Origin of the sequence: Halomonas sp. DP1Y21-3, from assembly GCF_019801245.1 — a bacterium.
GTDB lineage: Bacteria > Pseudomonadota > Gammaproteobacteria > Pseudomonadales > Halomonadaceae > Halomonas > Halomonas litopenaei.
Window position 1 is genome coordinate 264,707 of record NZ_JAHVJM010000001.1, and the last position, 25,454, is coordinate 290,160.

The 25,454-nt window shown below is 65.6% G+C and carries 19 protein-coding genes; 9 read left to right on the forward strand and 10 right to left on the reverse strand.

Annotation, left to right across the window (positions count from 1 at the left end; translation table 11 throughout):
• Positions 1–93: 93 nt before the first annotated feature.
• On the reverse strand, positions 94–2,439 hold the full coding sequence (locus KUV74_RS01045) for a mechanosensitive ion channel family protein (RefSeq protein WP_222515425.1): 2,346 nt from the start codon (positions 2,437–2,439) through the stop codon (positions 94–96).
• Between the two features lie 105 nt (positions 2,440–2,544).
• On the opposite strand from KUV74_RS01045, the gene KUV74_RS01050 reads away from it, so the two are divergent.
• The gene (locus KUV74_RS01050; RefSeq protein ID WP_222515426.1) at positions 2,545–3,540 is read left to right on the forward strand and encodes an amidoligase family protein; all 996 of its coding nucleotides are present in this window, start codon (positions 2,545–2,547) and stop codon (positions 3,538–3,540) included.
• The gene (locus KUV74_RS01055) at positions 3,533–4,261 is read left to right on the forward strand and encodes a gamma-glutamyl-gamma-aminobutyrate hydrolase family protein (RefSeq protein WP_045991909.1); all 729 of its coding nucleotides are present in this window, start codon (positions 3,533–3,535) and stop codon (positions 4,259–4,261) included. The genes KUV74_RS01050 and KUV74_RS01055 overlap by 8 nt, the downstream gene beginning before the upstream one ends.
• A 112-nt stretch (positions 4,262–4,373) precedes the next feature.
• On the opposite strand, the gene KUV74_RS01060 is transcribed toward KUV74_RS01055, so the two are convergent.
• Positions 4,374–4,802 (reverse strand): OsmC family protein, encoded by a 429-nt coding sequence (locus KUV74_RS01060; RefSeq protein ID WP_045991908.1) that lies wholly within the window; start codon positions 4,800–4,802, stop codon positions 4,374–4,376.
• Positions 4,803–5,051: 249 nt separating this feature from the next.
• On the opposite strand from KUV74_RS01060, the gene KUV74_RS01065 reads away from it, so the two are divergent.
• Entirely contained in the window at positions 5,052–5,927 is an 876-nt protein-coding gene (locus KUV74_RS01065) for an aldo/keto reductase (RefSeq protein ID WP_222515427.1), read from the forward strand.
• A 40-nt stretch (positions 5,928–5,967) separates the two neighbouring features.
• Here KUV74_RS01065 and KUV74_RS01070 read toward each other — a convergent pair whose 3' ends face one another.
• Entirely contained in the window at positions 5,968–6,528 is a 561-nt protein-coding gene (locus tag KUV74_RS01070) for a DUF1415 domain-containing protein (RefSeq protein ID WP_222515428.1), read from the reverse strand.
• Between the two features lie 33 nt (positions 6,529–6,561).
• Positions 6,562–7,242 carry a deoxyribonuclease V gene (nfi, locus tag KUV74_RS01075; protein ID WP_045991905.1) on the reverse strand — a complete coding sequence of 227 codons (681 nt, stop codon included), beginning with the start codon at positions 7,240–7,242 and terminating at the stop codon, positions 6,562–6,564.
• Positions 7,243–7,366: 124 nt separating this feature from the next.
• Here nfi and KUV74_RS01080 point away from each other — a divergent pair, with 124 nt between their 5' ends.
• The 4 genes from KUV74_RS01080 to KUV74_RS01095 all read left to right on the forward strand — a co-directional run bounded on the left by KUV74_RS01080 (position 7,367) and on the right by KUV74_RS01095 (position 14,140).
• On the forward strand, positions 7,367–8,692 hold the full coding sequence (locus tag KUV74_RS01080) for an exonuclease SbcCD subunit D C-terminal domain-containing protein (RefSeq protein WP_222515429.1): 1,326 nt from the start codon (positions 7,367–7,369) through the stop codon (positions 8,690–8,692).
• Positions 8,689–12,003: an AAA family ATPase gene (locus KUV74_RS01085; RefSeq protein ID WP_222515430.1), complete on the forward strand. Its 3,315-nt coding sequence runs from the start codon at positions 8,689–8,691 to the stop codon at positions 12,001–12,003. The genes KUV74_RS01080 and KUV74_RS01085 overlap by 4 nt, the downstream gene beginning before the upstream one ends.
• Before the next feature lie 155 nt (positions 12,004–12,158).
• The gene (gene argE, locus KUV74_RS01090) at positions 12,159–13,325 is read left to right on the forward strand and encodes an acetylornithine deacetylase (RefSeq protein WP_222515431.1); all 1,167 of its coding nucleotides are present in this window, start codon (positions 12,159–12,161) and stop codon (positions 13,323–13,325) included.
• A 47-nt stretch (positions 13,326–13,372) separates the two neighbouring features.
• Complete coding sequence (locus KUV74_RS01095; protein WP_222515432.1) at positions 13,373–14,140, forward strand: glutamine amidotransferase; 768 nt, start codon at positions 13,373–13,375, stop codon at positions 14,138–14,140.
• On the opposite strand, the gene KUV74_RS01100 is transcribed toward KUV74_RS01095, so the two are convergent.
• From KUV74_RS01100 to KUV74_RS01115, 4 genes are all read right to left on the reverse strand, one after another.
• Positions 14,137–16,635 carry a fimbria/pilus outer membrane usher protein gene (locus KUV74_RS01100; RefSeq protein WP_222515433.1) on the reverse strand — a complete coding sequence of 833 codons (2,499 nt, stop codon included), beginning with the start codon at positions 16,633–16,635 and terminating at the stop codon, positions 14,137–14,139. The genes KUV74_RS01095 and KUV74_RS01100 overlap by 4 nt on opposite strands.
• Positions 16,636–16,697: 62 nt before the next feature.
• Complete coding sequence (locus tag KUV74_RS01105; protein ID WP_045991900.1) at positions 16,698–17,423, reverse strand: molecular chaperone; 726 nt, start codon at positions 17,421–17,423, stop codon at positions 16,698–16,700.
• A 77-nt stretch (positions 17,424–17,500) separates the two neighbouring features.
• Complete coding sequence (locus KUV74_RS01110; protein WP_222515434.1) at positions 17,501–18,037, reverse strand: fimbrial protein; 537 nt, start codon at positions 18,035–18,037, stop codon at positions 17,501–17,503.
• Between the two features lie 378 nt (positions 18,038–18,415).
• Entirely contained in the window at positions 18,416–20,152 is a 1,737-nt protein-coding gene (locus KUV74_RS01115; protein WP_108449702.1) for a DEAD/DEAH box helicase, read from the reverse strand.
• Between the two features lie 433 nt (positions 20,153–20,585).
• Here KUV74_RS01115 and KUV74_RS01120 point away from each other — a divergent pair, with 433 nt between their 5' ends.
• The gene (locus tag KUV74_RS01120; protein WP_045991898.1) at positions 20,586–21,038 is read left to right on the forward strand and encodes a YaiI/YqxD family protein; all 453 of its coding nucleotides are present in this window, start codon (positions 20,586–20,588) and stop codon (positions 21,036–21,038) included.
• An 82-nt stretch (positions 21,039–21,120) separates the two neighbouring features.
• Here KUV74_RS01120 and KUV74_RS01125 read toward each other — a convergent pair whose 3' ends face one another.
• Together KUV74_RS01125 and KUV74_RS01130 are read right to left on the reverse strand one after the other, a co-directional pair.
• The gene (locus KUV74_RS01125) at positions 21,121–22,122 is read right to left on the reverse strand and encodes a glutathione S-transferase family protein (RefSeq protein WP_222515435.1); all 1,002 of its coding nucleotides are present in this window, start codon (positions 22,120–22,122) and stop codon (positions 21,121–21,123) included.
• A 124-nt stretch (positions 22,123–22,246) separates the two neighbouring features.
• Positions 22,247–23,137, reverse strand: a complete 891-nt coding sequence (locus KUV74_RS01130) for a LysR family transcriptional regulator (RefSeq protein WP_045991896.1) — start codon at positions 23,135–23,137, stop codon at positions 22,247–22,249.
• 440 nt (positions 23,138–23,577) lie between these two features.
• On the opposite strand from KUV74_RS01130, the gene KUV74_RS01135 reads away from it, so the two are divergent.
• Positions 23,578–25,347, forward strand: coding sequence for a peptidoglycan DD-metalloendopeptidase family protein (locus KUV74_RS01135; RefSeq protein ID WP_045991895.1), 1,770 nt, complete (start codon positions 23,578–23,580; stop codon positions 25,345–25,347).
• The last annotated feature ends 107 nt before the right edge of the window (positions 25,348–25,454 follow it).

The window sequence follows — 25,454 nt, forward strand, 5'->3', positions numbered from 1 at the left end:
TGCTGACTTGGTGTCGCCACTCGCGAGTTCCTGACAGCCTTTCCCGACTTTTCTCACCTCAGTGCAATGTATGCGGGGTACAGCACAACGCCATCAGGTTCCCGGGTCGGGCGAGGCGCCGGTAGCACTGGTTTGATGATGGGGGTCTGCCACCCCGGCCTGGCCCCGGGCGCGCCCGCTGGCATCGCGCCCCTGGTGGTCGGCCTCGCCCTCGCTGGTGGTACCATCGAGACGCCCGCCGCCACGGCCTTCCATGCTGACGCTGAGGCGCGGCGCGCCCAGTTCGACGCCCATCTCCTCCATGCGCTGCTTGAGCAGCATGTTGAAGGCACGGGCCACGTCCCACTGCATTTCCGGCGAGGTGCGAAAGCGCATCCGCAGGATTGCGCAGCCATCCTCGAAACGATCGATACCCTGCATTTCCAGCGGTGACCAGATGTGGTGGCGCATGATCGGATCCTGGCGCAGATCCCGGGCGGTCTCCTGCATCAGGGTGGTGGCGTCGTCGATCTTCATGTCGAAGGGAATGCGGATCTTCATCAGCGCCACGCCGAACTGCCGCGACATGTTATGGATGGAGTCGATACGCGAGAAGGTCAGGATATGCACGATGCCGTCCAGGTCACGCAGGCGTACGGTCCTGAGCGTCAACCCTTCCACCGTGCCCATGTGGCCGTTGATCTCGACGAAGTCGTCCACCGCCAGGGAGTCCTCGATCAGGATGAAGATGCCGGTGATCAGGTCCTGCACCAGGGTCTGGGCGCCGAAGCCGATGGCCAGACCGATCACCCCGGCACCGGCCAGCAGCGGCGTCACGTTGACCCCCAGATTGGCCAGGCCGACGATGGAGGCGATGATCACGATGGCTGCGAAGATCACGTTGCGAATCATCGGGGTGATGGTCTGGGCCCGTGCCTGGTTGACCCGGCGCCCCCGCGAGCGCGCCGAAGAGGTCAGCGCCCGCTGGATGGCGGTATCGGCGAAGATCCACACCAGCCAGGCCAGCAATACGGTAAAGGCGATCGCCAGGATCGCCTGGCCGATGCGCACGCTGGCCACCCCTTCGCGGCCGATGCCCACCAGCGAGCCGCCCCACACCTGCAGCGACAGCTCGGCGAACACCAGCCAGGCAAGCACATGCCCCAGGGTATAGGCGAAACGTTCGAGCCTGCGGCGATACTCGCTGTGGTGGCGGTGGCGACCCCGGCTGTGGTCATGACGTTCGTTCTGGCGGCGCAGCAGCGCGGTGACCACCAGCGTCAGCACCAGCAGGGCGGCATTGATGATCGAACGGGCCAGTGCGGTACCGACATCGCCTCCGGTGACGAAGATCGCCACCAGCGAGGCCCCCACCAGCAGCAGAGCGGGAATATGCCACAGCCGACCGATCACCCGGGTGACCTCGGTAGGACTCGAGCAATCGCTGCGGATGGCATAGGTGCGGTTGCGAATCAGATGCTTGATCGGCCGCTTGAAGCGAACGATGAAGCGGAAGGTCAGCACCGCGGCCAGGATATTGGCCAGCACCGAGGCTAGCGAGGACAGGTCGACCCCCAGCAGGTCCACCAGACGTTCGGTCTTGAAGGCGTCGCCGAGGGCGATCAGTGCGCCGATGACGAACAGCGGACGCAGAGCCCGCTGCTGCAGCAGCTTGACCGCGGTATAGCGATGCCCGCGGGTGAACACCGAGATGACGATCTCGACCACCACCGACAGGATGCGCCCGCACAGTGCGGCGTAGGCGATCACCGATACGACAGTGCGCCCGGCGCTGCCGGGCACCAGCTGTGACACCCCCAGCACCGCCAGAAAGGCCAGCGCCCAGGGCAGCATGCGGCGCAGAAAGTGAGCCGCCAGCAGCCACGCCTTGGGCTCTCTCGGCAGGTCCATCGGCCAGCCCCGGCGGGACCCGATCAGACGCCCCAGCGCCACCAGGATGATCACCATGCCACCCCAGATCGTCAGCAGGATGCTGAACTCCACGGCGAACTGGGCCAGCTCGCTATGGCTGGTGTCGGCGATCAGGCCATTGATATCGCGCCAGCCCTCCGCCAGCTTGGCGCGCCACTGGGCCATGGGCGACCCGGCCCCTTCGGCCTGCTCGCCAAGCTCGGTGAAGGTGTCGGCAAGCGCCCCCAGCAGTCCCTGGGAACCGGTGCCGGTTTCCGCTGCGGCCTGGCCCGCGTCGCGCAGTGACCTGAGGCTATCGAGCAACTCCTGACGGCTCTGGTCGCTTTCCAGCGTCTGGATCAGGGTATCCAGGGATCGCTGCAGCTCTTCGGAGGAAGCTTCCTGGGGGGCCTGTTCACCGCCCCCGGCCAGGGCCTCCAGCGCCAGGCCCTGGGCCGACGCCTGAACGGGCAAAATACATGACCCAATTAGAAAGAGAAGCACAAACCATTGAAATATGTGAACTATTTTACTTCTATGCAGCAACATTCGTGCTCCCTGCCGGTGAGGACTCGGCGCCGCCGCCGATGAAAAGTGACCGCCTATGGTAGTCTGCGAAGTAACGTCCCACTAATGCCTTATCAGGATGCCGCCATGAAAGCTCAAGCGCCACCCGAGCCCACCACCGCCGACGGAGACATCCGCAAGGTGGGAGTGGAAATCGAGTTCGCCGGCCTGGACCCCATGGCCACCGCAGAGATGGTCCAGTCCCTGTTCGACGGTCGTATCGAGGTCCAGAGCGCCCACCGGATGAAGGTCAGCGACACCCAGTGGGGCGACTTCAAGATCGAACTGGACTCTCAGTACGTCCACCCCGAATCACCCGAGGACGCGGCCAAGACACCCGGCGACGACTGGGATCGCATGCGCCGCGACCTCGACCGTCGCTCTCGCGAGCTGCTTGGTGACATGGTCACCGGACTGGTGCCGACGGAGATCGTCTGCCCCCCGGTCCCCTGGGATGAGCTCGACAAGCTCGACGCGCTGTTCGACGGACTGCGCGAGCACGGCGCCAAGGGCACCGAGGCCAGCCTGATGTACGGTTTCGGTCTGCATCTGAATCCGGAGCTCCCGAGTCTCGAGGCCGAGGACATCCTGCGCTATCTGCGCGCCTACCTGCTGACCGCCGACTGGCTGCGCGAACAGATCCGGGTCGATATCACCCGGGAGGTGCTGCCCCACGCCAATCCCTTCCACAAACGCTACTGCCTCAAGCTGTTCGACGAGGACTATGCTCCCGATATCGACCAGTTGATCGATGACTATCTGGCCGACAACGACACTCGCAACCGCGATCTGGACATGCTGCCGTTGTTCGCCCACCTGAGGCCCGACCATCCCCACGAGCTGTTTCGCAAGGAACTTGTCCAGCCGCGACCCACCTTTCACTACCGTCTGCCCAACGCTCAGCTTTCCGAAGCCGACTGGGGCGCGGTGACCGAATGGAACCGCTGGCTCGAGGTAGAACGCCTGGCCTGCGCGCCCGAGACCTTGCATGAGCGTATGGCGGAGTATCGAGCCCGTCACCTCGACAGCTCGCTGTGGCAAAAGATAAAGCACAAGCTCAAGGGAGACTCCAAGGATGGCTGAACGCCCGGTGATCGGTATTTCCACCTCCGACCACAAGAGCCTGCTGGCCTGGTGCTTCGACTGGTTCGCGGTGTGGCGCCATGGAGGCAAACCGCTCAGGCTATCGCCGTCGCGGCCACGACCGGACCGGCTCGATGGCCTGATCGTCGGCGGAGGTGATGACATCCAGGCGCATCTGTACGGCGGCGAGATGCAGCTCGACGTGCGCGTCGATCCAGAACGTGACGAACTGGAACTCGAGCTGCTGGCCCGCGAGATCCCGCGCAATACACCGGTACTCGGTATCTGCCGCGGCTCGCAACTGATCAACGTCCACCTGGGTGGCACCCTGGACAGCGACATCTACACCACCCACGAAGGGCTCAAGCGCCGGCGCACCGTGCTGCCACGCAAGACCGTGGACATCGTCGAGGGTAGCCGACTACATCAGCTGCTGCGGGTCAGCTGGTGTCGCATCAACAGCCTTCATCACCAGGCGGTGGAACACACCGGTCGCGGTGTCGATATCGTGGCACGTGACCGGGACGGCCTGGTTCAGGGGATCGAGTCCCGTGAGCACGACTTCCTGCTGGGGGTTCAGTGGCACCCGGAATTCCTGATCTTCAATCGCCCCCAGCAACGACTCATCCGCGCTCTGGTCGACGCGGCGAGAAAGCCCCACGCCGAGCGCCAGGTGCCACCGGAACCCCGCGCCGAACGTCCCACGCAAAGCGCCTCCTGAGCACGAGCCTTCGAGGGTCAATGCAGCTGCGCGAAAAAGCCCGCCAATCGGCGGGCTTTTCCATGTGGCAACAACATCGTGGCAACGACGTCGCTGACGCGACCCGGCCGGATCAGGCCAGCTTGGCGTCCAGGCTGATCTCGGCGTTCAACAGCTTGGAGATCGGGCAGCCGGCCTTGGCCTTTTCGGCGGCCTCCTGGAACACCGACTCGTCGGCGCCGGGGATGCTGGCGCGAGTGGTCAGATGCACCTTGGTCACGGCGAAGCCACCGTCGACCTCATCGAGGGTCACCTCGGCGCTGGTGTCGATGCTGTCGGCTTCAAGGTCGGACTCGCCCAGAATCATCGACAGTGCCATGGAATAGCAGCTGGCGTGGGCCGCACCGATCAGCTCTTCCGGATTGGTCCCGGCCTGGCCTTCGAAGCGCTGCTTGAAGTCATAGGGAACATCGCTGAGCGCGTCGCTGTTGGTGGACACAACGCCCTTGCCCTGCTTGAGACTGCCCTTCCACTGCGCGGATGCGGTGTTGGTGATACTCATGACGACTCCTTCCAGTTGAGATACACGGGCTGGTAAACACACTACGGTGGCGCCTCTTCCTGAGGCGCTCGCCCCGCCACCTCCCATCGATGGGCGGTACCTGCGGGGCCAATCATCCCTGGCGGGACAACTGATGACTTCACCATGCATCTTGTACCGAGGTCTGTCCAGCCTCGTCTTGCGCGTCGACGGTCATGGCTGCGATAGTCGATCACATCTCTGGAAAACTATTCCGCAAAGGTGTGCGACATGACGACTGCCAAGGTTCTGCTGGAAACCGGAAGCACCGCCGAGGCCCTGCCTGCCCTGGGCCAAGGCACCTGGTACATGGGTGAAGGGCGTGCGCCCCGGCGCCAGGAAATCGCCGCCCTGCAACGTGGGCTGGAGCGAGGTCTGCGGCTGATCGACAGCGCCGAAATGTACGGCGACGGTGCCGCCGAACGCCTGGTCGGCGAGGCCATCCAGGGTCGCCGCGACCAGGCGTTTGTGGTCTCCAAGGTCTACCCCTGGAACGCCGGTCGCGACAGCGCCATCGCCGCCTGCGAAGCGAGCCTTGAGCGCCTGGGCACCGATTACCTGGATCTGTACCTGCTGCACTGGCCGGGAAGCATCCCGCTGGACGAAACGCTGGAGGCCTTCGATCGCCTGGTCGCTGCCGGCAAGATTCGTCGCTTCGGTGTGTCGAACTTCGACGTGGACGATATGCAGACGCTGGCTCGCCTGCCCGGTGGCGGCGACTGCGCGGTCAACCAGGTCCTCTACCATCTGGCGTCCCGAGGCATCGAGGTCGCCCTGAGGCCATGGCAACGCCGGCAGCGGATGCCGCTGATGGCCTACTGCCCACTGGCCCAGGCCGGCGCCGTCGGCGCAGATCCCCTGGCCGACCCGCAACTTGGCGAACTCGCAGCGGACCTCGGCCTCACCCCGGCGCAGCTACTGCTGGCCTGGGCCATCCGACCGGTCGAGGGCCTGCACGAGGTCATCGCGATTCCCAAGGCCGCCTCCCCCGAGCACGTCGACGACAACGCCAGGGCGCTGGAGGTAACCCTGGACGCGGCAACACTTGCGCGACTCGACGCCCTGTATCCGGCGCCCCAGCGCAAGGTGCCGCTGGATATCGTCTAGCCGGGCCGGGCTCGACGAGACACGGGAGTTCGCCTTCGACTCAGCGAAAGCGTGCTTTCAACTCGGCCAGTTGCTCGGCCAGACTGTCGCTGCCGATCTCCCTCAACCTTTCGATATTACGCTCGGGGATAGCCTCGGGGTCGGGATAGTGGGCCAGCGCCCTTTCCAGACCCTCTTCACGCAGCAGATGCCAGACCGGCCAGGGAGAACGATTGGTGAAGTTGGCCGGATCATCATCCTCCACGCCGTCGAAGACATAGTCAGGGTGGAAGCTCGCCAGCTGGAAGACGCCCTCGTAGCCACGGTCGGCGAGCAATGCCTCGGCCATGGCCAGGGCGTCGAGATAGTCGTCGAAGTCGGCAAGCCCTCGGGTGAACACCAGCAGACTGGTCTCCACCTCGGGTGTCGTCTCGAGGTGGTGGCAGGCCTCCATCAGCGCCACCAGGGCGTCCTCGAGCCTGCGCCCGTCGACCTCGATATAGCGAATCGATCCGCGTGTGACCTCACGCCCGGCGAAGGGGCAGACGTTGAGGCCAACCACGAATTCCTCGACCCAGGCTGCGGTGGCCGCAACGCCGGGTGATACCTCTGTGTCGGACATGGCGAGTTCTCGGATGCTTGAGTGAAGGCCGGCTCAGCGCCGTGACGCCAGCCTGTCGGCCAGCCTTGTGGGTTCGGGCAACTTGTAGCGGCCGAGGCAGGCCACCGCCCAGGCCCTGGCCGAATCCACCGACAGCCGGTGGCCCGGCGACACGAACACCGGCTTGACGCCGGCGCGCGAGCGTAGCACGACCCCGATGCGCTCGTCGCCGTCCATCAGGTCGGTACTTTCCGCACGCCCCTCGGGGACCTCGCCATGGCGCCCGGTCAGGCGTTTCTTGGCCACGCCCAGGGTGGGCAGATCCAGCCACAGTCCAAGGTGCGCCGCCACCCCGAGGCGCCGGGGATGGGCGATGCCGTGGCCATCCACCATGACCAGATCCACGCGGCTGTCGAGTCGTTCGAAGGCCGCCAGGGCCGCCGGTATCTCACGAAAGGACAGGAGCCCCGGCACGTAGGGCATGCGCGTCGGCTGACGCGCCACCACCTGCTCGATCGGCGCAAGCCCCGGCCAGGACAGCACCACCACCGCGGCGCGGGTGGTGTCGCCTCCATCTTCGAAGCCGATATCCACTCCGGCAATGTGTTCCACTTCACCGAGGGCGTCCTCGCGTATCAGGCGTCCTGCCAGGGTACGCTGCAAGGCGATGGCCTCCTTCGGTGCCAGGTCCCAGTCGTGCAGCGCAGTCTCTCGTGTCCTGGGGTGCTGGGTCATGTCACCTCCCTGTTGATGACCTGCGGTGGCTGAAGACACCACCCGCTCGCGGTAGACTACGCGCCAGTCACGGGGATCAACAAGCTGCCGGCCGCAGGGCCTGGCGCTCCATCAGGGAGGACGGATGAGGATCATCCACACCGCAGACTGGCATCTGGGCCAGAGCTTTCACGGCCAGGAACGTCACGAGGAACATCGCGCCTTCCTCGACTGGCTGGTCGACATCCTCGCCGAACGCCAGGTGGACGCGCTGCTGGTCGCCGGCGACGTCTTCGATGTGGTCAATCCGTCGCTGCGCGCCCAGGAGCTGCTCTATGACTTTATCGTCAGGGTCCACCAGCGCTGCCCTGACCTGACCATTGCGCTGATCGCCGGCAATCACGACAGCGGCAGCCGCATCGAGCTGCCCGCCCCGCTGATGCAGCACCTGCGCACCCATGCCCTTGGCCGGGTGCGCTTCGTCGATGACGGCGCGCTGGACAGCGATCGCCTGCTGGTGCCCTTGCGCGATGCCCAGGGTGAGGTCCGCGCCTGGTGCCTGGCGCTGCCCTTCCTGCGTCCGGCGGAGATCACCGGTCGTGGCCGGCAGAGCAGACAAGCGGCGGACGCAGCAGAAGAAGAGACGAACGCCGGCGACGACTATGTGGCCAGCGTCGAGCGGGTCCATCGCGAACTGATCGCGGCGGCCCGGGAAAAGCGCGAGCCTGGCCAGGCGCTGATCGCCATGAGCCACGCCCACCTGCGTGGCGCCACCGTCTCCGAGGCCAGCGAACGCCCTATCGTCATCGGCGGCGAGGAATCGCTGTCGGCCTCGCTGTTTCCCGAGGACATCGACTACGTCGCCCTGGGGCACCTGCACCGCGCCCAGCGGGTCGGCGACGAACGCATACGCTACAGCGGCAGCCCGCTGCCGCTGGACTTCAGCGAGGTCGACTACCCCCATCAGGTGCTGATGGCGGAATTCGCCGATGGCGCCCTTGCCCATGTCGAGCCCATCAGCGTGCCGCGGGCGGTGGCCATGCGTCGCCTCGGCCCTGCCCCGCTGGAAGAGATCCTGGGCGCGATCGAGGCGCTGCCGGCCCGCGACGGGGCCGGCCCGGTCGAGCGCTGGGACTGGCTCGAGATCAACGTGCGCCTGGACGCCCCGATGCCGGAGTTGCGCTCGCGCATCGAGCAGGCGCTGGGCGACCGGGCGGTACGCCTGCTGCGACTGAAGCGCGAGCTGCCGGTCACTGAGTCACAGGCACCCGGACGTGGCGAGCGCCTCGAGGACATCGGACCCCGTGAGCTGTTTTCGCGCACCTGGAAAGAGCGCTGGGGCGAGGCGCCGGACGACAGCGTGATCGCCGACTTCGACTGGTTGTGCCAGCGCGTCCAGGACGCGGATGCCGAAGACCAGAGCGCGGATGGACAAGACCAGGGCGCCGCCGAAGGGAGCACGCAGCCATGAAGATTCTCGCCCTGCGCCTGTCCCAACTGGCCTCCCTGCCCGGTCCAGTCGAGCTGGACTTTACCGCGGCGCCACTGGCCGATGCCGGCCTGTTCGCCATCACCGGCCCCACCGGCGCCGGCAAGAGCACCCTGCTCGACGCCCTGTGTCTGGCGCTGTTCGGCAATACGCCCAGGCTTCGCCACGCCCCGGGGCGCGACTCCCATCTGGAGGACCTGGACGGCTCGCGGATCGCCACCGCCGACCCCCGCAGCCTGCTGAGGCGCGGCGCCGCCAGCGGCTACGCCGAGGTCGACTTCATCGGCCGCGACGCTCGCCGTTACCGCGCGCGATGGGCCGTGCGGCGCGCCCGGGACAAAGCCGACGGCAAGCTGCAGGCGGTGGAGCAATCGTTGACCGACCTGGACGACGAACGCCTGTTGACCGCCCAGAAGCGCGAATTCGCCGAGCTGATCCCCGAGCGCCTGGGGCTATCGTTCGAGCAGTTCACCCGCGCCGTGCTGCTGGCCCAGAGCGAGTTCGCGGCCTTTCTCAAGGCCGACGACAACGCCCGCTCGGACCTGCTCGAGAAGCTCACCAATACCCAGGAATACTCGCGCATCTCGGTCGAAAGCTACGCCCGGGCCAAGGAGGCCCGCGACGCGGTGGCCCGCCAGCAGGCGCTGCTCGCCGAGGACGCGCCCAGCGACGACAGCGCACGCCAGGCCATGGAGCAGGAACTCGCCGAGGCCGGAGGCGAGCTGGACACCTGCCAGCGACAGATGAAGGCGCTGGACGAAGAGGCCCAGTGGCTCGCCCAGGACGCCCAGTGGCGCCAGCGCTGCGAACAAGCCGACGCCAGCCTGGTCGAGGCAGAGGCCCGATGGGAGGCACTGAGCGAGCAGCGCCGTGAGTGCGAGATGCTCGAGCGCGTCGCACCCTGGCGCCCCCAGTTGCTGCGCCAGCGTAGCCTTTCTCGACAGTTGCCGGACCAGCGCCAGCAGCTCGATGAAGCCAAGTCAGCCCTGGCCCAGGCACGCACCGCCCTGGAACAACAGCACCAGCAAACCAGCCGTCGCCGCCAGACCCTGGAGGACAGCGAGCAGGCGCTCGAGCAGGCCCGGCCCGCCATCGCCCAGGCCCGTGAAATTGCCAGCGAACTCAAGGGCCGCGAGCAACAGCATCGACAGCTGGAGGACGAACACCAGAAGCGCAAGCGCCAGCGCGAGGATCTCGACGGGCAGCAGCGAGCGCTGGCAGAGCGCCATCGCCGCCATCTGGAGCAGCGCGACGCCGCCACCCGCACCCTGTCACGCCATCTTGGCCAGCATCAGCAGGTTGCAACGGCCAGGGCCGAGGCCCAGCAACACCTCGAGGACGCCGGCCATCGTCTGCTGGCGCTGTCCGAACTGGAGCAGCGCTGGCGTCTGCTGCGCCAGCTCGATGAGCAACAGCGCCGGCTCGACGCCGAGCGCCGCCGCGACAGCGCACAGCGCGACGAACTGCTGGACCAAGGCAAGCAGGCGCGGGCGCGCCTGGACCACGCCACGGCGGAGCACGAGCAGCTCACGCGCTTTATACAGCGCGCCCGCGCCACCCGAAGCGACAGCGTCGCCGACATGCGCGCCACCCTGGAACCGGACACCGCCTGTCCGGTGTGTGGCAGTCACGAGCACCCCTGGCGCGACTCGCCCCCCGCCACCCCGGAGGCCACCCAGCTCGCCGCCCAGATCGCACTGGAGGATGATCAGCTCGCCGAGTCCGAAAGCCGACTCGGCGAGCTGCGCGAGCAGCGTGACGCCCTGTTCGGGCGCTTTCAGGCGCTGAAGGCCAGCGTCGAACAGGCCGAGACCAGCCTCCTCGCGCTTGAACCTCGACGCGACGAGGCCCAGGCCGGTCTCGAAGAAGCCCAGGCCAGGCTCGACGACCCGGCGCTCGCCGAGCAGTGGCGCGCCCTCGACGCTGAGGCCCGCCAAGCCTGGCTCACCGAGCACAGCGAAAAGGCCCGCCAGCGCCAGCAACAGGCTCGCGAGCGCCTCCAGGCACTGGACGACGCCGAACGCCAGCTTGCCCCGCTGGCAGAGGCCATCGAGGAAGACGAGCGAGAGCGTCAGGCGCTTGCCTTGCGCGCCACCACCTTCGACGAGGAACTCAAGCGTCTCGACGACCAGCGTCCCGAGCTGACCCGCAGCATCGACGAGCACAGACGACGCCTGGCCGAGGCGCTCGGCGATGACCGCTCGGCGGATGCCTGGCTCGAGCGCCTCGAAGCCCAGGTCCGCCAGGCACGTCAGGACCACGAGCAGGCCCGCCAGGCCCATGACCAGGCCCAGCGTCAGGTGCTGAGCCTGACCCAGAGGATCGAGCACGAGGGCAAGGCGCTGGCGGTGCTGGAGGACGAAAAGACCCGCCTGGACGCCGAGCTGGAACGCTGGCGCAGCGAGCACCAGGACATCACCGATGGCGACCTGGAGCGGCTGCTCGACCAGGCCGATGATGCGCTCAAGGCCCTGCACGCCCGACTGGACGGCGCCCGCGAGGCCTGCCAGACCGCCCGCACCAGTCGCGACGAGCGTCGTCAGGGCTGGCGCGCCTGGCGCGCCCGCCATCTGCCGGAGCAGGACCCGCAGACACTGCTCGACGAGGCCACCCAACGCCAGCTGGATGCACGCCAGGCCGACCTCGACGCCAGACGTGAGGCCAACCGGCCGCGGCTGGAGGCCGCCCAGCAACGCCGCGATGGCGCCCTGCACGCCGTGCGCGACGATGATCGACGCCGGCAGCGCCAACGCGATGGCCTCGAGGCCCTGGAAAGGGCCAGGGCCGAGCATCATCGCTGGGGCCGCATCGCCGAGCTGATCGGCGCCGCCGACGGCAAGACCTTCCGGCGCATCGCCCAGGCCTGGAACCTGGAGCGCCTGATCGACGAGGCCAATGTCCACCTGGCGGGCCTCAGCCGGCGCTACCGTCTGGTGAGAGGGGGCAGCCCACTGGGGCTCCTGGTGATCGATCAGGACGTCGCCGACGAGCGTCGCTCGGTGCACTCGCTATCCGGCGGCGAGACCTTTCTGGTGTCACTGGCCATGGCGCTCGGGCTCGCTTCGCTGGCCTCGGGGGAGCTGGCCATCGAGTCGCTGTTCATCGACGAAGGCTTCGGCAGCCTCGATCCCCAGTCGCTGGCGCTGGCGATGGACGCCCTCGACGGCCTCCAGGCCCAGGGCCGACGGGTCGGGGTCATCTCCCACGTCCAGGAGATGCATGAGCGCATTCCGGTGCAGATCCAGGTGCATCCCGCCGGCAATGGCGAGAGTCGGGTCGCGCTGTCCGACTGAACCCCGTCCGCCCCGCACGTCGCTGTTGGGCGGACCAGTCTTGGGCGATCCGGGAGAGCGGCGTGCTCGGGCGGTAACCCGGGGCGATACGCTGGGGCGCGTCGCCTGGCCATGGTACATTGACGCTCCTTGTGACCTCAGTCGACGGAGCCTTCATGACCGCACACGACCTGCTCAAGACCCTGGTGGGCTTTGCCACCGTGTCTCGGGATTCCAACCTGGAATTGATCGCCTTCGTCGAAGAGTGGCTCGACCGCTACGGCGTCGATCACTGGCGGGTCGAGAGCGACGACGGTTCCAGAGCCAACCTGCTGGCGCGCATCGGCCCGGCGGTAGAGGGCGGTGTGGTGCTCTCGGGCCATACCGACGTGGTGCCGGTGGTGGGCCAGCCATGGACCAGCGATCCCTTCATCCTGACCGCCGGCGAGGGCGACAATGCCGGGCGCCTGTACGGTCGCGGCACCTGTGACATGAAAGGCTTCATCGCCTGCGCCCTGGCCGAGGTTCCGCGCTGGAGCGAAATGGAACTTGAGGTGCCGATCTGGCTGGCGCTGTCCTACGACGAGGAAATCGGCTGCGTCGGTGCCCCGCGCATGATCGAGATGCTGATGGCCGAACACCCCCGCCCCGCCGCCGTGGTGGTCGGCGAGCCGACCCTGATGGAGCCGGTGGTGGCCCACAAGGGGGCCAGCAACTTCCGTACCACGGTGATCGGACGCGAAGCCCACTCGAGCCAGGTGTATCAAGGGGTCTCGGCGATCCACGTCGCCGCTCGCCTGGTCACCCGCATCGAGGACGTGATGGCGGAGCTCAAGGAAGAGGGTCGGGTCGACGAGGCCTTCAGCGTGATCCACTCGAGCCTGCACGTGGGCAAGATCGAGGGTGGCACTGCCATCAACATCATGGCCAGGCGCTGCAGCTTCGAATGGGAAATTCGCCACCTGCCCACCGATGACGCCAAGGAGCTGCTGGCCCGGGTCGAGGCCACCGCCCGCGAACTCGAAGCCCGCATGCGCCAGCGCGCCCCCGAGGCCTCGATCACCACCGAGGCGCTCAACACCACCGTGCCGGCCCTGGCCGATCGTGACAACAGCGAGGCGCTGGGCCTGTGCCGCGAACTGCTCGGCGACAGCCCCGACGGCGCCGCCGTGGCCTACGCCACCGAGGCCGGTCAGTTCCAGCTCGCCGGCCTGCCCACGGTGATCTGCGGCCCCGGCAGCATCAGCCAGGCCCACCAGCCCGACGAATACATCGAGCGCGAACAGCTCGACGCCGGCAGCCGCTTCATGGTCGCCCTCGGTGATCGCCTCAAGCGCGGCTGAATCTACACCTGCAAGCGCCCCTGGATTCCCCTTTTCGAGCCAAGACCGTGACCCACACTGCTTCAAGCCCGGCGAGGCCTGTTGAGCCGCCTCGCCTTGCCATCTTCAAGACCGGCGACAGCTTCGCCGATGTCGTCGCCGAGCACGGCGACTTCGAGGACTTGTTCAGCGCACGCCTCGACGGCTTTCGTCGTCGTGGCGGCGTCATCGAGGTGATCGACGTTCGCCGCCAACCGCTGCCGGCAATCTCTGATCAGGACGGGGTGGTGGTGACCGGGTCCCACGCCATGGTGTCCGACCGGGAAGCCTGGAGCGAAGCGCTGAAACCCTGGCTGAGGGAGGCGCTCGACCAAGGCCTGCCGATGTTTGGCGTGTGCTATGGCCACCAGCTGATGGCCGAAGCCTTCGGCGGCAGCGCCGGCTACCATCCCCGAGGGCGGGAATGCGGCACGCGTACCCTCACGCTGACCGAGGCAGGTCGCGGGGACCCGCTGTTCGGTGCGCTGCCCGATGCTTTCGCCGCCCAGCTGACCCACGCCCAGAGCGCCCTGTCACGCCCCGAGACCGCCACCGTCCTGGCGGCCAACGACCATGACCCCAACCAGGCCCTGCGCTATGGCCCAGCCCAGTACAGCGTGCAGTTCCACCCGGAATTCACCGTCCAGGTGACCGCGGCCTACCTGGCGCACCAGCGCGATATTCTTGTCGCTCAGGACGAGGACGTCGAGGCACTCGAGCGGTCTGTGGTCGAGACCCCCGAGGCCAGCAGCCTGCTAGACGCCTTCGCCCTGACCCTGTTCGATCGGCGAAGCTAGCCAGACGAGACATCTCCAGGCAAGCAGGTCGCCTGGCGCTGGGCGATACGCGGCGCTGCACCCTGGTGCGGCGTCGCCTCGCGTTGCGGCTCCAGTGTCAGGCGGCAGCGCTCCCGCGGGCTCGGCCCCCAGCGAAGCTGATAGCCGCGGTGTGCATCGATTCCCCTGACCACTGCCATGCGCCCCTGACCCAGCACCGCCAGCACGTCGCCATCGGCGTCGATCAACTGCGCGCCGAAAGGCGCCGGCGTGGTCACCCGCACCAGGGTCGGCGCCCCCACCAGGGTGTCGTAGGTCAGCCTGACGATAGCGCCTCGGCGAGGCGCTATCCGCCTGGCATTGCCCTTGAGCTCGACGCCATCGGTCATGCCGGAGGGATCCAGCGCCACCCGGTTGTAGCGGTAAGGCGTCAGTCCGCTGATCGCCCCCTTGCCCCGCCCGTCCAGCAACACCTGGTCATGTTGAGAAATCGCCGCGCCCTTGGCGCCCGGCGCCTCGATGACCGCCATGGTCTCGCCTTGATCCCGCGTCAGCACCAGGCCACCCGCATAGGCAATGGCGGTGCCATCGGCGCTGGCGCTGTAGCTGCGGTAGTCATCTCCGGCGCTGAGGTTGAGGCCAAGACGTACCCTGGAGGTGTCCATCCCCAGGTTGCCGCCATAGCTTGAATCGTGCGACCGGTCATCACGGCTGTGGTTGACGTAGACACCATAGTTCAGCGCGCCGCTGTCGCCGCTGAGGTTCAACTGGCCCGAGCGATGATTGCCCCGATGGGCCAGATTGGAGGTCAGTTGCAGGTGGCCTCCCAGCGGAACGCTGAGATTGAGGTAGAACTCGTTGGTGTAGTCGCCTTCGGTCTCGCTACGGCCTGCGGTGGCGCTCAGGGTGCCCCAGGAGAAGCCACGACTGACACCGACCTGATAGGTGGTCGCGTCCTCGCGATCCCAGTAGTCGGCGCTGATGCCAGAGGCAAACAGCCTGGTGCCGCCGGCCAGGGTCTGGGTCAGATTGACCTCGAGACGCTGGCGCTCGCGGTCCCGTGGTGAGGATGTCATGCCGTCATCGCGCAGCAGCGCAACGTCCGAAAGGCTCAGATAGTGCTGACTGGAAAAACGGTAGTTGACCACCGACAGCTCGGTGTCGGTGGGATCAAAACGGGTGTTGTAGCTCACACGAAAGCTCTCGCCACGCGGGCTCTCCGGCTCATCGCTCAGCGCCTCCAGGTGATTCGCCCGGGTCATGGTGGCATCCAGCGCGAAGGCGCCCAACAGGGTCGACACGGCGCCACCGGCAAGCCCCGCCATATAGTCCTCGGCCAGGATGGCGCCGGAGTATAGCGTCAGCCGATTGCTGACCCCGCGTCGGTATTCGGCCTGAACGAACCGGGGCAGGTCGACGAGGCCGTCATCCCGATACTCCCCCAGGGTCAGGTGGAAGCGGTGGGCGCCGGGTCGCAGCAACTGTGCCACCGAGGTATAGGGCAGCACGAAGGCGCGCTCGCTGCCGTCGGCCTCGGTAATGGTGACCTCAAGGTCGTCAGCCACATTGGTGGCGTAAAGGTCGTCGATGGCAAAGGGGCCGGGCGTCACGCTGGTCTCGTAGATGACGTCCTCCCCCTGACGGACCGTCACCCTGGCGTTGGTGCGAGCGGTGCCTCGCACTACCGGGGCGTAGCCCCGCCGGGAAGGAGGCAGCATGGCATCGTCGCTGGCGAGCTGGACGCCGGTGAAGGGTATCGACTCGAATCCCATCCCGGAGGTCTGATACTCGCCGATGACCAGGTCGGCCTGCCAGGGCGTCACGTCGTGGCGCAGGTAGGTGTTGGTGACATGATAGTGGGCGGTCTCGCCACTGGCGTCATCGAGACTGGCATTGTGACGAAGCTGCCAACCGCCAAGGTTCACCCCGGCGTTGATCCCGAGTCGATAGTCCTCACGGGACTCCTGCCCGTCGCGCTCGCCACGGAAGGCATTGCTGTTGTAGCGAACAAAGGCGCCATTGATGCCGTCCTGCCACGCCTCGGCCGGCACCTTTCCCCTGACGCGATGCCGCAGATAGGCCTGGGGCACGCTCAGTTCAAGTCGCATGTTCGCCGAGTCGATCGAGCTATCGACGTAGGGATAGCGAGCGGCCAGATCGACGCACTCGCGGCCTGAGTCGCCTCCCCCTGCCGCGGGCTTCAGCGGCAGGCGCTTTATCGCATCAAGCGACAGACACAGACGCGTCCCTTCCGGGTCCTCACCGATCGTCACCGTCTCGCGACCGAACGCCTGGCCATTGACCAGAACGTCGAGTTCATAGCGACCAGGGGGGACCGTCATACCCTGCTCGAAGCGGGTCAGGTCCATGCCCTGGAGTGATCCTTTCAGCAGCTTGGCGTTGAAGGCGTACTCGACCCGGCGCTCGGACGCACCGCCGGTCACCCTGCTACCGTCGTCGGCCCGGGCGGACAGACCGGCGTCGGTGACGAGGGACAGCCCCAGCGCAATGAGCACAGACAGGCCTCCGTGCCGCCGCAAGCCTCGAACCTTGCCGGCTGCTGTGCCAGACAGACGTTTCACAGCTCGAATCGGCGCCGCTGCGTCACCCCGTAGTCATTGATCCAATCGAAGAAACCCTGGGAGGTTGCCAGCGGTTCGATGCCGAAACGGCGGGAGCTCTGGGCCGGGATCAGGCTGCCACGAGCCGTGACCTGGTGCTCTTCGTTGCCTAGCCCGACCCGACGAAGCGACACACTGTAGGGGCTCTCATTACGGGCCACCAGCGTCCAACGGCCTGGCCCCCGCTCAAGCTCCCAGTGAAGCTGCTCGGCGGCCTGCTCGGGGGAAGCGGCAAGCCCGACGGGTCGATAGAACAGCTTGATGCGGGTGCGGTATGCCAGCTGCAGCACGTTTCGGTCCGGCGCCGCCTGGGTGGCGGGCACCTCCAGCACGTTCAACCAGTAGACAGACTCGCGATCGACAGGCGCCACCTCGCCCAGATAGGCGATCCGAATCGCCTGTCCTCCATGGGCATTGATGCGTGTCACCGGCGGTGTCGTCAGAAACGGCACCTCGACACTCTCCGGCGTGGAGTCCGGGTCGCCACGATCGATCCACACCTGCACCAGCGAGGGCGTATCGCCCGCATTGGTCAGCGCGACGCTCACATCCCTGGCATCGGCGGGGTAGATCACCCGGGTGCCCGAAACCACCACACTGGCATCGACACGACTGACAAGGCTGCAAAGCGCCACCAGCGCCAACAGCGCCACTCCCCTTCCCCACGACTCCCGTACACGCATGATCCCTATGCCTTTCTGTAGCCTTGCCAGACGCCCTACCTCCGCGCACTTCTGCCAGTGCGGGCGGACTGCGAGATCTATTGGTAGTTCAGGGTATACACCGCTGAGGTGCTGACGGTCCCCGCGACGGCGTCCGCGCCACTGGCGTAATAGCGCGCGGTGTAGCGAAGTTGAGTCGCCGTGGTGTCGTCGGCCAGATCCATCGCGGTGGCATCATTGGCGATCAGATTGATCACCTTGTTGGTATGGTCGAGCAGTTGTATCTCGACGTTCTTGGCGCCGCCGGTACCTGCGGTATTCACCAGATAGCCGGTGGCGGCATCGACATTGGTAGGCTCGAAGTACGGCTTCACATTGTCCACGGCAGCGGAGCAGTTCATGTCGATGGTGAAGGAGGTGTCACCCGCCGTCTCACCGCTCTTCAAATCGCTGACACTGACCGAGGGAAGCACCACAGTGCCATCCCCGGTTCCCGCATTGTTGACCTTTACCGTACAGGTCGTGGCAAGCACCTTCCCGGATATCGTGATGGTGCCGGTGGCGGCGTATCCATTGCCTGCCAGGGTAAAAAGCATGACGCCAAGCAGCCATCCCTTGCCTGTTTTCCGTTCCATGTCCCGTCGCTCTCCATTGCAATCATGCCTTCAGCCCGGCCGGGACAAGAGAGACCCTGTCACCGCACCCGGATGTTACACTTTGCAACATTATGTCGTGCTTCGGCCATCAGGAGCGGCAGCATCGGGTCAGAGGTTGACGTAGGTCAGGCGGGGAGAAAGTCGACATGCAAGGGAATGGGATGAACATCGGGCCCGATGCCAGGGAGCCAACGCCCAGGGAGCCAACGCCCAGGAAGCCAGCGAAACATGCACACGCAAACGGGCCGGTGGATATCCACCGGCCCGTTCACGAAACTTGCCTTGTCGTGATCCGAAGCGTCATCGGATCAACAGGGGCCTTGTACCAGCTGTCGGCTCAGGCCCCTGGCACCTCGATCAGGCGCGCGACTGGCGACGCACAGGCGCCTCGTCATCGCGACGACGACGGGGAGCACGCTCGCCGCTGCGCTCGCCACCACGCTCAGCGCGATCACCGCCACGGTCTTCGCTGATTTCCAGCGGACGACCGGCCACACGGGCACGTGCCATCTTGGCCAGGATGCTGGCCGGCAGACCATTGGGCAGCTCCACGGTGGAGAAGCCGTTACGGATGTCGATGCGGCCGATACGGGCGCCTTCAATACCACCTTCGTTGGCCAGGGCTCCGACCAGTTGGCCAGGCTTGACGCCATCCTTGTGGCCGACGGAGACGCGGTAGCGGGTCATGCCTTCGCTGGGTCCACGGCTCTCGCGGCGACGCTGCGGCTTGCCGTCACGCGGGGCGCGGTCATTGCGCTCCTTGCGCGGCGCCTGCAGGCGACCGATGGGTGCCTCGTCGGCGCGCGCCATGGCGGAGAAGGCACAGGCCAGCTCGATGGGATCGTAACCTTCCTCGACCAGACGCTCGACCAGAGCACGCTGCTCTTCGGCACCCTTGGTGACGGCGGCGATCACGCGCTGATGGAAGACGTTGTCGCGGTGGGCACGAATGGCGGCCTCGTCAGGCAGCTCCATGACCGCCATCTTCTGGCCGGTGGCCTGCTCGAGCCAACCTACCTTGCGGCCTTCACGGAAGCCGGCGAAGGTGATCGCCACACCGTTGCGGCCGGCACGGCCGGTACGGCCGATGCGGTGGGTGTAAGCCTCGGCATCCTGGGGCAGGTCATAGTTGATGACGTGGGTGATGCGCGGCACGTCGAGACCACGAGCGGCCACGTCGGTAGCGATCAGCACATCGACCTTGGCGCGCTTGAGGCGAGTGATGGTGCGCTCGCGCAGGCTCTGGTCCAGATCACCGGACAGGCTGGCGACGTTGACGCCACGCGCAGACAGCTGCTCCATCAGCGTGGTACAGGCGGCACGGGTGCGCACGAACACGATGGCGGCGTCCACCGGCTCGACTTCAAGGATGCGCGACAGCGCTTCCAGCTTGGCGCCACCATCGACGCGCACCAGGCGCTGTTCGATGCTCTCGGCGGTGGTGGTACGCGCCTCGATGGCGACCTTGACCGGATCCACCAGGTAGCGATTGACGATGCGCTCGATCTCGGTGGGCAGGGTCGCCGAGAAGAACACACGCTGGGCGTTCTCGGGGGTATCGGCGACAACACGCTTGACGTCGTCGATGAAGCCCATGCGCAGCATCTCGTCGGCTTCGTCCAGCACCAGAGCGTTGAGGCCGGAAAGCTTGAGGCTGCCACGATCCAGGTGATCGATGACGCGGCCGGGCGTACCGACCACTACCTGGGCGCCACGACGCAGCGCGCTGAGCTGCTCACGGTATTCCTGGCCGCCGCACAGGGTGGCGACTTCCAGACCCTTGAGGTTCTGGCCGTACTTGCTGAAGGAGACGGCTACCTGCTGAGCCAGCTCGCGGGTCGGCGCCAGTACCAGCACCTGGGGCTCACGCCGATCGAGTTCAATACGAGACAAGATGGGGAGCGCGAAGGCAGCGGTCTTGCCGGTGCCGGTCTGGGCCTGGCCCAGCATGTCGCGGCCTTCCAGCAGGGCTGGAATGGTCTGCGCCTGAATGGGCGAGGGAGTCTCGTAGCCCAGGGTCTCGATGGCGGAGAGAACGGCAGGCAGCAGGGCCAGATCACCAAAAGACGGTGAAGCGACAGTCGTCGAGGTCATGAATCACACCTTGGTAGGCCGGGGTTACCGGCAAAATAACGTGGTTGGCGTCCCTGACGCGCCCGTATTCGGGGCGAACAGAAATACGTCGCTCTACTCGTGGTAGAGCAAGGTCAACAAGTCTGTTGTCAACATTCGGAGTCGGGGACGCCGGTCGCACCTGGCATCGGCTCACGCAACTGCGTGGAGCCATCGTGGCGACCGTTTGCACCGCGGGCGTCGGGATCGACGTCGGGTGCTCCATCTTCACAATTCGAACGCGTCTTGCGCGTTGCAGCATCTGTTTAAACTCTCGAGGCCGCTTGGGCGTCGGAGGTCGCTGCGTCATGATGGTGGGGTCAACACATGCGAGGAGGGCGCATGCTACCATCGACTCATGGCTCTGACCAGCCCTTTTATGATCGAGCCCCCTTTTTCTGCCCCGGAGACACCAATGCCCCAACTATGGGTCGACGCCGACGCCTGCCCCAGAGTCGCTCGCGACATCATCGTCCGCGCCGCCGAACGCACCACCACCCAGACCTGGTTCGTCGCCAACCACCAGATCCCGTTGCCCAGTTCGAAGTGGGTCAAGGCCATGGCGGTGAGCCATGGCTTCGACGCCGCCGACAACGAGATCGTCAGCCGCATCGCACCCGGTGACCTGCTGGTCACCGCCGATCTACCGCTGGCACTGGAGGCGCTGGACAAGGGGGCCATGGTAATGACCAACAGAGGCGAGACCCTGGATCGCAACAACATCAAGGCACGCGTACAGATGCGCGACTTCATGGAGACCCTGCGTGCCAGCGGCGAGCACACCGGCGGCCCCAAGGGCTACTCGGACAGTGATCGACGGGAGTTTGCCAACGCCCTCGATCGCTGGCTGGCCAGACACGCACGCTGATCGAGCCGCCCGGACCGGCTCACGAGCCGGTCCCCTCCCCCACCCACGGCTCACCAGCGGATCCTCTCCGCCAGCGTCTGACTCAGCCCTGGTAGATGCCTTCTGAGGCCAGACGCTCTCTGTCGTGGTCCCGATCCAGTCTCAGCACAGGCCCCAACGGCACGATGGCGTTGGGATTGATGGTGTCGTGGCTCATATAGTAGTGGCGCTGGATATGATCCAGGTCCACGGTCTCGGCGACACCCGGCCACTGGTAGAGCTCGCGCAGGTAGTGCGACAGATTGGGATAGTCCTCGATGCGATAGAGATTGCACTTGAAGTGGCCATGGTAGACGGCATCGAAACGCACCAGGGTGGTGAACAGACGAATGTCGGCCTCGGTCAGCCAGGCTCCGGCCAGATAGCGATGATTGGCAAGCCTCGCCTCGAGCCTGTCGAGACAGGCGAACAGCGCCGAGACGTGACGTTCGTAAACCGCCTGATCGGAGGCAAATCCCGCCTTGTAGACACCATTGTTGATGTTGTCGTAGACGTCGGCGTTGATCTCGTCGATGGTCTGGCGCAGGAACTCGGGATAGAAGTCGAGGCGATTGCCGGTCAGCTCGTCGAAGGCCGAGTTGAACATTCTGACCAGTTCGGCCGACTCGTTGTTGACGATGCGCTTGCGCTGCTTGTCCCACAGCGCCGGGACGGTCACCCGACCGGTGTAGTGAGGGTCGGTCAGGGTGTAGAGCTCATGATGAAAGCTCACGCCGTTGATCGAGTCACCACTGGAGCCTTCGGCCTCGTTGTAGCTCCAGCCCTTGTCGCCCATCAGCGGACTGGTGTGGGAGACGTCGATCAGCGCGTCAAGCCCCTTGAGTCGGCGCATGATCAAGGTGCGATGGGCCCAGGGACAGGCCAGACACACGTACAGGTGAAAACGTCCCGCCTCGGCCTTGATGCCTGGCTGGCCATCGGGGCCCGGCGCGCCATCGGCGCTGACCCAGTCTCGCAACTGGGCGGACTCTCGCACGAACTCGCCGCCGGTACTCTCGGTGTCGTACCACTGGTCGTGCCAGACCCCATCGATTAACAGTCCCATACGGTCTCTCCCGTGAAGCGCCTTGGAGAGCCCAGCATACGGTGGAAAGAATCGACTACAAGCGCACATTTTGCCGCCAACCTTTCGATTCTTTCGAACCCATTGCCTCCGATGTGCCCAGACCTCAGCAACTGCAGTCCCGGACAGCCTGGCGCAGATGCTCCGCCATGGCCCTGGTGGCGGGTCCCGCCCGGTCGGCGTCGCGATGATACAGCTGGATGGGCACCTCACGCGTACCGCCGGCCTGCAGCGGCAATGGCTTGAGCCGGCCACTGGCCAGTTGGTCGCGAATGCGGGTCTTGGGCAACCAGGCAAACCCCAGCCCGTGCTCGAGCATCTCCACCGAGGTGGCGATATGGCTGACGGTCCAGCGCTGCTCGGCCTTGAGCCAGCCCGAATCGCGCGACGCCCTTTGCGACGAGTCCCTCACCACGACCTGGCGATGGTGCTCCAGATCCCTGAGGTCCAGCGGCCTGCTCATAGCATGTAGAGGGTGGTCCGGGTGAGCGACCGCGATAAAAGGCACGCTGACCAGGGGTTCGCCCAGGTAGCCTGACGTGGTCACCCCTGACACCACCAGGTCGGCTCGGCCATCCTCGAGCATTTCCACACCACCATTGAGTACCGACTCGTGCAATTGCAGCCTGACTTGCGGAAGAGCGCTGGAGAAAGCTTCCATCGCCTTGGCCAGTACGTTCGAGGGAAAGATCTGGTCGATGCTCAGCACCACCTCGGCCTCCAGGCCTTCTCGCAGTCGAGCGGCGATATCCACGAGCGCGTCGGAGCTCTCCAGCAGCTGGCGGGCACGGCGCAGCAGCAAGGCCCCTTCCTCGGTAAGCCGAACCTGGCGCCCCACCGGTTCCAGCACCTTGACCCCCAACTGCTCCTCCAGCTTGTGCACTGCATGGTTGAGGGTCGAAGGGCTCTTGTGAACGGCTTCGGCGGCCCTGGCAAAGCCACCGTGATCGACCACGGCGGCCAGCATCTGCCACTGTGCGAGCGTGACACGCGACATGCTTGAATCCTTTTGACGGTATCCATTGAGCATGCCAGCCGACAGCGCCAATGGCACGACTTGCCATCGATGAAAGTCGCATCGATGAAAGTCACGATACGCCCCTCCCGCGCGAGGCCTTGTACGGCGCCTGGCCAGTCATTGGACTTATATCAACAAAATGAGACTTATCGTCCTTCAGGGGGAGTAGAAAGCACTACGACTTACCGGGGGGTTGCATTTGTTCAACGCTAAGGGTCCAATGAAGAACAGTTAATAAACAGCGTTCGAACAAGGTTTTGTCACAGCTTCATCCATTCCTGGCGCCCCCGGTCACATAAACCACCGGGCGATGCGCCATCCGCTGTATGGCCATACAGTCTAGGCATACCATACTTCATGGGGTATGGTGCAATAGCCTATATATTTACCTTCATCAATTTTTCTATGGCCCTTTTACCATGATGCGAATCCTCCATTCGCTGCCCCGCACGCACAAGCTGCTGCTGTTACCCGTTGCCACCATGGTCACCGTGCTGGGCGCCCACAAGATTGTCACCACCTACGAAGACGTTCAGCGAGGCAATGAATCGCTGGAGTCAGTTCTGGTTCCGCTAGGAGAGTCTGCCTCGCCGGAACTGCCATCGCTGAACTTCGAGCGAACCCAGGTCGCCGAAGCCATCGACCTGGCGCTGGATGCCACCAGCCAGCACATCCCGATTTCTCAGCTCAAGGCCAGCGAAATCGTCGACATCGACTTCGTCGACGAGGCCCACGCCGACGTCAAGTTCGAGAACGCCATGCGTTCATCGTCGGGACTACCTCCTCTTACCTTACAATCCTCTCGCACGCTTCCTGGCGCCGCTGATTCATCTACCGCGGCGCCAGTTGCGTTGGACGGCAATCCGCAGCCGCCCGCCTTCAAGCTCGACGAAGGCTCCCTGCATATCGCCGTGGTGCTCGGTACCGTGGCCAGTGGGCTGCTGGAGCAGCAGTCACTGGACGTCGCCAGCGACGCCACTTCCTATGAGGATGTCAGCGAAGACGAGCTCGAACTGTTCGATGAAGGCCCGATCGTGCTCGAGGAAGAGATTGCGGCCAACGAGCCGTTCGTCCCGACCTGGCAGACCTATCGCGTCCAGCAGGGCGACACCTTCGCCGAAATGGCCGAAAAGACCCTTGGGCTGGGCTACAGCGAGGTCATGGCGCTGCTCGAGGACCTGCCCGACCAGAACGTGCTGACCCGCTGGCGCGTCGGTAACACCTTCGAGTATCAGCTTGGCGAGGACGGTCGACTGCTGGCGCTGCGCATCATGAAGAACGTGCGCGACGGCTACCTGATCGAACGCCAGGATTCAGGCTTTGACGTGGCGACCATCGAGCGTGCCGGCGAAGCCTCACAACGCCTTTACGCCGGCACCGTGAGCGGCAGCTTCGCTCGCTCCGCCGAGGCCGCAGGCCTGAGCCGTGCCGAAGTCTCGGAGATGGCCCGGGTGCTCGAGAAGAAGCTCGACTTTCGCCGCGACACCCGTCGCGGAGACAGCTTCCGGGTACTGGTCGAGTCCGACATCATCGACGGCCAGCGCCTGGACCCCCGCGTGCTGGCGGTGTCCTACGACGGCGAGCGCATGGACCTGACGCTGGTGCGCAATCCCGAGGACAACAACTTCTACACCCCCGAAGGCCAGAGCCTCGACCCGGCCTTCAACCGCTACCCGTTCTCCGGCAGCTACCGCATCAGCTCCAACTTCAACCTCAACCGCCGCCATCCGATCACCGGCCGCGTCAGCCCGCACAAGGGCACGGACTTCGCCATGCCGATCGGTACCGGCATCGAGACCCCGGCCAATGGTCGCGTGGAAAAGGTCGGCAACCACCCGGCGGCGGGTCGCTATATCGTGATTCGTCACGACAATGGCTACAAGACACGCTACCTGCACCTGTCGCGCCCGCTGGTCAGCACCGGACAGCGCGTGACCATGGGCGAACGGATCGCCCTGTCGGGCAATACCGGTCGCAGCACCGGACCTCACCTGCACTACGAGGTCATGGTCAACAACAATCAGGTCAATGCGATGCGCGTGGCCCTTCCGGAAAACCAGAGCCTGTCCGGTCAGGCGCTGGCCTCCTTCCAGCAGGAAACCGGCCCCACCCTGGCCGCGCTTCAGACCGCCAAGCCCGGCTCCGAAGTGGCGCTGGCCAACGACCTGGCCGCCGACAGCGACATCTGATGCTCCGCTGCGGTTGATCACGACAAGGCCCTGCGACAAGCCCCTGCGACAAGCCCCTGCAAACAAGGCCCTGCTGCGACACAGCAGGGCCTTGTCGTTTCAGCCCA